Genomic DNA, 10122 nt, shown 5'->3' on the forward strand with positions numbered 1-10122 from the left:
CGATAGTAAGTATTGGAGCCCCCGCTATGGCCATACCGCCCGAGAAAGACGAAACACTCTCTCGCCCACCGGGTCCGGAGCACAAGCAGACCGGCTTTCTCCCGGACTCGCCCGTGCGACCCTTCTCCGGGCAGCGGTAGTCGATGACGACCTTTCTCAGCGCTGTGACCGCCGATCACTTCGACACGGAAGTGCTTCAGCAGCATTGGATTCCCGTCGCCGCCGACGACGCCGACACCGCGGCCGTGCTCCGGGAACGGCTCGGCATCGACTTCACCGCCGCACACAACCAGGTCTGGGAGGCAGGCAACTTCGTCTATCTGCCGGTGGTCGCCAACTATCAGCTCGGCGAGACCATCGAACAGGCGACAATCATCTTCGCCCTGGGCGGAGAGTTCCTGGTGACGCTGCAGCCGTCCGAGCATTTCGTCCCGTTCGACAAGGCGGTCGCCAAGATGCGCCGCAACCCGGAACTCGCCGGCTCCGCGCACGGCGTGATGTACGCGCTGCTGTGGGCACTGAACGAGGCGTCGGAGCGGGTACTCCACCACGCCGGCGACGCGCTGGCGGCGACGGGCGAAGAGATCGAGCGGGCGATCTCCACCGGCGACCGGCGCGACTTCGCGACCTCGGACGTGCGCGGCGCGCTGTCGCGGCTGAACGCGACCGAGCGAATCATCGCGCGCACTCGGGAGACGCAACTGCAGTTGGCTCGCGCGGCACGCCACCTGCGGGCCGACGCCCCGTCCGCCCGCGTCGAACTGGACGGCGCGATCGGCGTGCTGCTCGCGGACATCGACGGGGTGGGGCAGCACGCGGGTGTGGCGTACGACAAGGTTCGGTACCGGCAGCAGTCCGCGCTGGCGGGGCTGGACGCCCGGCAGAACGAGATCGTCAAGGCGTTCGCCGTCACCGCGGTGTTCCTGCCGCCCACGCTGATCGCCACCTGCTACGCCGTGGATCTGATCTCCGAGTTGTCCTGGCAAACCGGTCTTTTGGTGACCTGTCTGCTCACGCTGGCGGCCGCGCTGATTCCCCTCGCCTACTTGAAGAACAAGGGCTTGCTGCGCTGAGACCCGTCGCTCGCGTCCCGGGATCATTACCTCGCGCGTAATCGACGCGGGACGCGCGGCACGGCAAGGTTGGGGACAGCCGATCGGAGAACCCGATTCGGCTGACGGAAACCATTGCAGCACAGGAGGTTCAACATGTCGCGCTACGAGGATGCGGTCGATCGGTACTTCGCCGCGTGGAACGCCACCGACGAGGACGCCAGGGCCGCCGCGGTCGCGGCCGCCTGGGCCGAGGACGGCGCGTACACCGATCCGCTCGCGGAGGTTCGCGGGCACGCCCAGCTGACGGCGGCCATCGGTGGCGTGCAGGCGCAGTTCCCCGGCTTCGAGTTCCGCCGCCTCGGCGCGGTCGACGGCCACCACGACATCGCCCGCTTCTCCTGGGAGCTGGTCTCGGCGGCCGACGGTAGCGCCCCGGTCGCGGGCTCGGACGTGATCACCCTCGGGCCCGACGGCCGGATCGCGAGTGTGCACGGTTTTCTGGACCGGGTGCCGTCGGCTTGACGGCCGTCGGTCCGCGACACGCCCGGCGCACCGGAGTCCGTTTGCGCCTGCGGCGAACACGGTGCGTCGTGGGCGCCGCGGGGGCATCCTGGACGCAGTAGTGCAGTTCCGGCAACAGGGTGGTGGTCGGCGTGGACAACGCCGCGATGGATGCCTACTCCCGCACGGTGATCGCGGTGGCGGCGTCGGTGACGCCGCACGTCGCGAGTGTGCGGACCAGGCGGGGGAGCGGATCGGCGGTGGTCTTCACCGACGACGGATTCCTGCTCACGAACGCGCACGTCATCGGCGCGGCGCGCGAGGGCGAAGTGGTCTTCGCCGACGGGGTGGAATCCCGATTCCAGGTGGTCGGGGTGGATCCGCTGTCGGATCTGGCGGTGCTGCGCGCCCGCGACGGCGCGCCGGACGCGGTGCCGCTCGGCGACGCCGATCGATTGGTGGTCGGCCAGCTGGTGGTGGCGGTCGGCAGTCCGCTGGGTCTGGCGGGCTCGGTCACCGCGGGCGTGGTCAGCGCGCTCGGGCGGGCGGTTCCGGTGGCTTCCCGCCGCGCCGGGCGAGTCATCGAAGACGTGATCCAGACCGACGCGGCGCTCAATCCGGGTAACTCCGGCGGTGCGCTGTCGGATTCGGCGGGCCGGGTGGTCGGCATCAACACCGCGGTCGCCGGGATCGGTCTGGGCCTGGCCATCCCGATCAACGCGACGACGCGCCGGATCATCGGAACGTTGCACACCGAGGGGCGGGTGCGGCGCGCGTATCTGGGCCTGGTGGGCGTGCCCGCGCCGCTGCCCGAGCCGGTCGCCGCGCGCACCGGGCAGGCGGCCGGGGTGCGCATCGTGGAGGTGGTCCGCGGTGGCCCCGCCGAGGAAGCGGGCCTGCGCCGCGGTGATCTGGTACTGAGCGTGGCGCGGTCGGAAGTGCGGGACGCTCAGGGCATTCAGCGGCAGCTTTTCGCCGAGGCGATCGGCGTGCAGCTGCCCGTCACGGTGCTGCGCAACGGGGCGATGGTGGACGTGATCGCGGTTCCGGTGGAACTGGTAGCCGACTGAGCGTCGTCAGTCGGCGGCCGGGACGGGCTCGGGGACGTCCACCGGGACAGGTGGCGCCGTCCTCCAGCGTGCGTCGACGACAAGACCCGCCAGGCCGATGGCCAGGCAGACGCCGGACAGCATCAGCATCGCCGGATGGGTTGTGCCGGTGAGCGCGTCGCCGAGGACGACGGTGCCGATCGTGCCGGGCAGCACGCCGAGCACCGTGGCGACGAGGTAGGGCCAGAACCGGATCGAGGACAGTCCGCAGCAGTAGTTGATCACCGAGAACGGCACCGCCGCGATGAGCCGGAGCGAGCCGACCGCAAGCCAGCCCCGTCGCGCGAGACGTTCATCGATCGCGCGCACCGCGGGATGGGTGAGCCGGGCGGCGACCTGCTCCCGGTCCAGCGCGCGCACGAGCAGGATCGCCAGCACCGCGCTCACGGTCGTCGCGCTGACCGCCAGCGTGATGCCCAGCAGCGGGCCGAAAAGCAGCCCGGCGCTGACGGTGAACACGGTGCGGGGAATCGGCGCCACCGTCACCACAGCGTGCACCAAGAAGAACACCAGCGGGAAGACCGGGCCGACCGACGTCGCCCACTCCTGCACCTGACGGGGAGAAGGCAGCGGAACCAGAAGGGCCGCGCCGAACAATGCCACCGCGCCGACGACCAGTGCGACGAAACGCGGGTCACGGATCAGCCTGGCCGCGACGCCGCCGCGCCTGCGCTCGGCTGCGTCGTGCCCCTCGATGCTGCGGTCGATCACCGCGACAGGTTACCGGTTGGTAGTGGCGGGCAGGGGTAACGGCTGCGGATGCGCCCGCTAGCATCAGTGGAAGCGGGACGAATGCCCGTTAACCGAAGTAGTCGCTGAGCTGGGCGAATGTGAGGGTATCGGGCGCGCACTGTCGGTGCGCCCGTGGTGAGGAAGAGGAACAGCAAGCTATGCCGATTGCTTCAGATCCCGGGGCCGACCCGGTGCCCGAATACGGTGCATGGCGCAAGGGTGTTGCCGGGGTGCTGGCGAAGGCCCGCCGCGTCGAGGTCAGCGAACTTCCCGAGGAGCCCGAGCGGCTGCTCGACGAGACCACCTACGACGGGCTGACCATCGCCCCGCTCTACACCCGGCGCGACGAGCTGCCGGAGCAGCCGCTGCCGGGAACTTTCCCCTTTGTGCGCGGCCGGGACGCCACCCGCGATGTGCACCGGGGCTGGTTCGTCGGCGCGCAGGTCGCCCAGCGCGACGCCGCCGCTGCCAACCGGGAGATCCTGGCCGGGCTGGAGAACGGGATCAGCGCCGTCTGGCTCGGCGCGGGCGAACGCGGCGTGCCGGTGGCCGACCTGCCCGCCGCGTTGAACGGCCTGTTGTTCGAATTGGCCCCGCTCACGCTGGATGCGGGCGGCGACGTCGCCGACGCGGCGGCGCAAGTGTTCGCGGTGCTCGACGCCTACCCTGCCCCCGCCCGCGAGGACATCCGGATCGCCCTGGGCGCTGCTCCCTTGACCAGCCGTTTCGCCGATCTGGCCGATGTGGGTCTCGCCGAGGCCGTCGCGCTGGCCGGACGGGCGGCGGTGCGGCCGGAAACAATCCGCGCGATCACCGTGGACGGCACGGTCTTCCACGACGCGGGCGCGTCCGATGCTCAGGAACTGGGCGCGGCCGTCGCCGCGGGCCTGGCCTACCTGCGGTCGCTGACCGAGAGCCTGGATCTCGCCGACGCGCTGGGCCAGCTGGAATTCCGGTTCGCGGCCACCGACGACCAGTTCGCCACCATCGCGAAGTTCCGCGCCGCCAGGCAGCTGTGGGCACGGGTCGCGCAGGTCTGCGGCGCACCGGAGTTCGGCGGCGCGCCGCAGCACGCTGTCACCTCGGCCGCCATGATGAGTCAGCGCGATCCGTGGGTGAACATGCTGCGCACCACGCTTGCCGCCTTCGGCGCGGGCATCGGCGGCGCCGACACCGTGACCGTGCTGCCGTTCGACTGCGCCCTGCCGCCCGGTGAACTCGGCGTCTCGAAGTCGTTCGCCGACCGCATGGCCCGCAACACCCAGCTGCTGCTGCTCGAGGAATCGCATCTCGGTCACGTGCTGGACCCGGGTGCGGGCTCCTGGTACGTCGAGGACCTCACCGCCGCGCTGGCGGCGAAGGCGTGGGAATTCCTCCAGGAGATCGAGGCGGCGGGTGGTTACCTCGCCGCGCTGGAGTCCGGGCTGCTCGCCGAACGCGTCGCGGAGACGAAGACCGCCCGCGACGCCGATGTCGCGCATCGCAAGACCGCCGTCACCGGCGTGAACGAATTCCCGAACCTGGCCGAGCAGCCGCTGTCCGAAGCGGCGCGCCAGGCCGGTCGCGTCGCCCGCTACGGCGCCGCGTTCGAGGAGCTGCGCAACCGCTCCGACGCCTATCTCGCCGCACATGGGACGCGGCCGAAAGCGCTGCTGGTGCCGCTCGGTTCGGTGGCCGAGCACAACGTTCGGGTCACCTTCATCGCGAACCTGCTTGCCTCCGGCGGCATCGAGTCGATCAATCCCGGACCGCTCGCGGTGGACGCGATCGCCGCGTCCGCCACCGACGCCGGGGCGCCGATCGCGGTGCTGTGTGGATCGGATGCGCGCTACGAATCCGAAGCCGGTGCGGCGGTGACGCAACTGCGGGCCGCGGGTGTGGCCACCGTGCTGCTGGCCGGCTCGGCGAAAGCCGTCGCCGATCTGGACGACGCGCAGCGCCCGGACGGATTCCTCGCCGCGCGCATCGACGCCGTCGCCGCGCTGTCCGACCTGCTGGAGAAGGTGGGAGCCTGATGACTACTCGTGAGATCAAGCACGCGATCGGCAGTTTCGCCGACGTGCCGCTGGCCGAGCGGGCGCCGGAGCCCGCCGCCGTCGACCCGGCGCAGGTGACGGAGTACGTGCGCGCGGCCGCGGCGGCCAACCGGTACGCACCCGACCAGTTGGTGTGGTCGACGCCCGAAGGCATCGACGTGCCGCCGGTGTTCACCAAGGCCGACCGCGACGCCGTGGCGGCCGAAGGGTATCCGCTCGACAGCGTGCCCGGCGTGGCGCCGTTCCTGCGCGGGCCGTACCCCACGATGTACGTCAACCAGCCGTGGACCATCCGCCAGTACGCCGGCTTCTCCACCGCCGCGGATTCGAACGCCTTCTATCGCCGCAATCTGCAGGCGGGCCAGAAGGGCCTGTCGGTCGCGTTCGATCTGGCGACCCATCGCGGCTACGACTCCGATCACCCGCGGGTGCAAGGTGACGTCGGCATGGCAGGGGTGGCCATCGACTCCATCCTGGACATGCGCCAGCTGTTCGACCACATCCCGCTGGACCAGGTCAGCGTCTCGATGACGATGAACGGCGCGGTGCTGCCGATTCTGGCGCTCTACGTCGTCGCCGCCGAAGAGCAGGGCGTCGCGCCCGAGCAGTTGGCCGGAACCATTCAGAACGACATTCTGAAGGAGTTCATGGTCCGCAACACCTACATCTACCCGCCGAAGCCCTCGATGCGGATCATCTCCGACATCTTCGCCTACACCAGCGCGAAGATGCCGAAGTTCAATTCGATCTCCATTTCCGGTTACCACATCCAGGAGGCAGGCGCGACCGCGGATCTGGAGCTGGCCTACACCCTCGCCGACGGCGTCGAGTACATCCGCGCCGGCATCGACGCGGGCATGGAGGTCGACAAGTTCGCGCCGCGGCTGTCGTTCTTCTGGGCGATCGGCATGAACTTCTTCATGGAGGTGGCGAAGCTGCGCGCGGGGCGGCTGCTGTGGAGCGAGCTGGTCGCGAAGTTCAATCCGAAGAGCGCGAAATCGCTGTCGCTGCGCACCCATTCGCAGACCTCCGGCTGGTCGCTCACCGCACAGGACGCCTACAACAACGTCGCGCGCACCTGCATCGAGGCGATGGCCGCCACCCAGGGCCACACGCAGTCGCTGCACACCAACGCGCTCGATGAGGCGCTGGCGCTGCCCACGGACTTCTCCGCGCGCATCGCCCGCAACACCCAGCTGCTGATCCAGCAGGAGTCCAACACCACCCGCCCGATCGACCCGTGGGGCGGTTCCTACTACGTCGAGTGGCTCACCCACCAGCTGGCCAACCGCGCCCGCGCGCATATCGCGGAGGTCGAGGCGCACGGCGGCATGGCGCAGGCGATCGGCGAGGGCATCCCGAAGCTGCGCATCGAGGAAGCCGCGGCGCGCACCCAGGCGCGTATCGACACCGGTCAGCAGCCGGTGATCGGCGTCAACAAGTACCAGGTCGAGGAGGATCAGCAGGTCGAGGTCCTCAAGGTCGAGAACTCGCGGGTGCGCGCCGAGCAGATCGAGAAGCTGCAACGCCTGCGCGCCGAGCGCGACCCCGACGCGGTGCGCCGGGCACTGGCCGAATTGACCCGTGCCGCGGCCTCTTCCGAGGGCGGCATGGCGAACAACCTGCTCGCGCTGGCCATCGACGCGGCCAGGGCCAAGGCCACGGTCGGCGAGATCTCCGACGCGCTGGAGCAGGTGTACGGCCGGCACCAGGCGGAGATCCGTACGCTCTCCGGTGTGTACCGCGACGAGGCAGGGAAGGTCACCAACATCACCAAGGCGAGCGAGCTGGTCGAGGAATTCGCCGAGGCCGAGGGCCGCAGGCCGCGCATCCTCGTCGCGAAGATGGGTCAGGACGGCCACGACCGGGGCCAGAAGGTGATCGCCACGGCCTTCGCCGACCTCGGCTTCGACGTCGACGTGGGCCCGCTGTTCCAGACTCCGGAAGAGGTGGCGCAGCAGGCGGCCGACAACGACGTGCACGTCGTCGGTGTGTCGTCGCTGGCGGCGGGCCACCTCACGCTGGTGCCCGCTCTGCGGCAGGCGCTGGCCGATGTCGGGCGTCCCGACATCATGGTCATCGTCGGCGGCGTGATCCCGCCCGGTGACTTCGACGAGCTCTATCAGGCGGGCGCCGCGGCGATCTTCCCGCCCGGCACGGTGATCGCGGACGCGGCGATCGACCTGCTGAAGAAGCTCGGCGCCGAACTCGGCCACGAACTCGGCAGCGGCGCCGCGGATTCCGCCGCGACGGAATGAGCGAAGCGGGTTCCGCGGCGCGTCCTACCCGTGCGGCGGCCGCGCGCCGGACCATCGACGTCGACGCCCTCGCCGCGGCGGTCCGCGCCAACGAGCGGGCCGCCCTGGCGCGGGCGATCACGTTGGTCGAGTCGACCAGGGCCGATCACCGGGCGCTGGCGCAGCAACTGCTGCTGAAGGTGTCGCCGGAGGCGGGCGCGGGCAACGCGCCCTCCAACCGCGTCGGCATCACGGGCGTTCCCGGCGTCGGCAAGTCCACCTTCATCGACGCGCTGGGCATGTACCTGATCGAGCAGGGGCACCGCGTCGCGGTGCTCGCGGTGGATCCGTCCTCTACCAGGACCGGCGGCTCGATCCTCGGCGACAAGACCAGGATGGCGCGGCTGTCGGTGCAACGCGACGCCTACATCCGGCCGTCGCCCACGGCGGGCACGCTCGGCGGCGTGGCCAAGGCGACGCGCGAGACCATCGTGCTGCTGGAAGCGGCGGGCTACGACGTCATCCTCGTGGAGACCGTCGGGGTGGGGCAATCGGAGGTCACCGTCGCGAACATGGTCGACGTGTTCTGCTTCCTGACCCTGGCCCGGACCGGTGACCAGCTGCAAGGCATCAAGAAAGGCGTGCTCGAACTCGCCGACCTGGTCGCGGTGAACAAGGCCGACGGCAAACACGAGGTCGAGGCCCGGTCCGCCGCAAGGGAACTCGCGGGTGCGCTGCGCCTGATCCATCCGCACGACGCGATGTGGCGGCCGCCGGTGCTGACCATGAGCGGTCTGGAAGGTATCGGGCTGGACCGGTTCTGGGACACGGTGCTCGAACACCGCCGCGTGCTCACCGACGCCGGCGAGTTCGCCGAGAAGCGCCGTCGGCAGCAGGTCGACTGGACCTGGACCATGGTGCACGACCAGTTGCTGCGCAGGCTGGCGGACAACCCGCAGGTGAAAGCCATTCGGACGCAGGTGGAAAAGCAGGTTCGCGACGGCACCCTCACCGCCGCGCTCGCCGCCGAGGAGCTACTGCGCGCCTTCGACGGACGCTGACGCGCGCGTCAGGGCCGTAGGGAACGCCGCGCCTTACGGCAGCGTGCTCGCGGGGCGTCGGCGCGCACGTGGGACACTTCGACCCGCGTGACGCGTTCGAGCAGCGGCACGCGACGGATTCGGATCGATGACCCGCCGATGGCGCGGTGCGCCTTACCGCTGCTCACCGTGCAAGCGGACCTGCGCTACCAGCGCGCGGTGATCCGCTCCCGGAAGGCTTACGGTTTCCACCGTGACCGCGCTACCGCCGGCAACGAGGATGTGGTCGATGCCGACGAGAGGTGGCCAGCGCTTGTCGGTGGGATAGGTGACCAGATGTCCTGCCCCGGCCTGCTCGGCGGCGTCGGCGAAGCGGCCGGTGAGCAGCGCGCGGAACTGCCGATGATCGTAGGTCGCGTTGAAGTCGCCGCCTACGATCGCCGGTCGATCGGCGGGTGATCGGTCGAGAATCGTCCCCAGGCGCGTTAATTCGTCGGCCCAGACCTGCGTGTCGTACACCGGCGGCACCGGATGGAAAGCGTAGACCGTGACCGGCCCGATGCCCGGGATGTCGGTGGTCGCCGAGAGCTGGTTCAGCACATAGCCGTCGTACTCGACGGTCTCCGACAGGGGATGGCGGCTCCAGATGCCGGTGCCGGCTGCCGTCCTCCCCGGGGAGAGATGCCGGTAGGGCAGCAATCGGTCGATGCCCGCACGGCCGAGATCCTCGATCGCCGCGGGCGTGAGCTCCTCGACGGTGAGCACGGTGACGTCCCGCGCGCGCAACTGCTCGATCAGCGCTGCCGGATCGGCTCCGTCGAAGAGCAGATTGGCCTGCATCACCGTGATCGTTCGTCCGTTCTCGTGGCCGGAGCGCCCGACGTACAGCGGCGCTTGGGTCCCGATCCCGGTCGCCAGGACGACGACCGCCACCGCCACACCACTCCAGCGCCGCATCGCGAGGAAAGCCACCGCTGCCACCAGCGCGGAGCCCATCAGATAGGGCGCCACCGAAGCCGCCAGCACCAGCACCCGAGCCGAGGATTCGGAGAAGTGCAGAGCGACTCCGATGGCTGCCGCGAGGACCGCAAACCATGCCGGCAGGTGGACCACGGCCCGAACCGGCTTCGATAGCGCGCGTGAATACACCGGCGGCACATTACATGTCGACGCTCGGGCGGGTGTTCCGGCCGGTGAACTGTGCCGAGGCGGTGGGTGGTGGCGCGACCGGACCGCGCCCGGGGCGCGAAGCGGAAACGCCCGTGCGCACTGCGGTGCTGTCGCTGGGGGGTGTCCCTATGGTGTTCGTCAAGCCGCTGAGGTCGTGGGTGATCGGTAGAGTTCGCCGTGTTTGAGCATCGCGTAGAGGACGTCGCAGCGTCGCCGGGCCAGGCAGATGAGGGCGGCGTTGT

8 protein-coding genes are annotated in these 10122 nt (G+C 70.1%); 6 read left to right on the forward strand and 2 right to left on the reverse strand.

The genetic code is table 11. The features are described 5' to 3' along the window. The first annotated feature begins 143 nt into the window (after positions 1-143). From GVY64_RS30260 to GVY64_RS30270, 3 genes are all read left to right on the forward strand, one after another. Positions 144-1073 carry a CorA family divalent cation transporter gene (locus tag GVY64_RS30260; protein ID WP_159848910.1) on the forward strand — a complete coding sequence of 310 codons (930 nt, stop codon included), beginning with the start codon at positions 144-146 and terminating at the stop codon, positions 1071-1073. A 135-nt stretch (positions 1074-1208) separates the two neighbouring features. Further along, entirely contained in the window at positions 1209-1577 is a 369-nt protein-coding gene (locus tag GVY64_RS30265; RefSeq protein ID WP_159848913.1) for a nuclear transport factor 2 family protein, read from the forward strand. 146 nt (positions 1578-1723) lie between these two features. Then, positions 1724-2626, forward strand: coding sequence for a S1C family serine protease (locus GVY64_RS30270; RefSeq protein WP_201298224.1), 903 nt, complete (start codon positions 1724-1726; stop codon positions 2624-2626). Positions 2627-2632: 6 nt separating this feature from the next. Here the strand turns inward: GVY64_RS30270 and GVY64_RS30275 are convergent, their stop codons facing one another. Next, positions 2633-3310, reverse strand: coding sequence for a TVP38/TMEM64 family protein (locus GVY64_RS30275; protein ID WP_442939648.1), 678 nt, complete (start codon positions 3308-3310; stop codon positions 2633-2635). Positions 3311-3555: 245 nt separating this feature from the next. Here GVY64_RS30275 and GVY64_RS30280 point away from each other — a divergent pair, with 245 nt between their 5' ends. From GVY64_RS30280 to meaB, 3 genes are read left to right on the forward strand one after another with little or no spacing between them, the layout of a single operon-like run. Next, entirely contained in the window at positions 3556-5412 is a 1857-nt protein-coding gene (locus GVY64_RS30280) for a methylmalonyl-CoA mutase family protein (RefSeq protein ID WP_159848919.1), read from the forward strand. Next, the gene (gene scpA, locus GVY64_RS30285; RefSeq protein ID WP_159848922.1) at positions 5412-7691 is read left to right on the forward strand and encodes a methylmalonyl-CoA mutase; all 2280 of its coding nucleotides are present in this window, start codon (positions 5412-5414) and stop codon (positions 7689-7691) included. The genes GVY64_RS30280 and scpA overlap by 1 nt, the downstream gene beginning before the upstream one ends. Beyond that, complete coding sequence (meaB, locus tag GVY64_RS30290) at positions 7688-8731, forward strand: methylmalonyl Co-A mutase-associated GTPase MeaB (RefSeq protein WP_159848925.1); 1044 nt, start codon at positions 7688-7690, stop codon at positions 8729-8731. Before scpA ends, meaB begins: the two co-directional genes overlap by 4 nt. A gap of 153 nt (positions 8732-8884) precedes the next feature. Here the strand turns inward: meaB and GVY64_RS30295 are convergent, their stop codons facing one another. Next, positions 8885-9823 carry an endonuclease/exonuclease/phosphatase family protein gene (locus GVY64_RS30295; protein WP_236567361.1) on the reverse strand — a complete coding sequence of 313 codons (939 nt, stop codon included), beginning with the start codon at positions 9821-9823 and terminating at the stop codon, positions 8885-8887. Positions 9824-10122 lie beyond the last annotated feature (299 nt).

The organism is Nocardia sp. CY41 (assembly GCF_009829325.1).
GTDB lineage: Bacteria > Actinomycetota > Actinomycetes > Mycobacteriales > Mycobacteriaceae > Nocardia.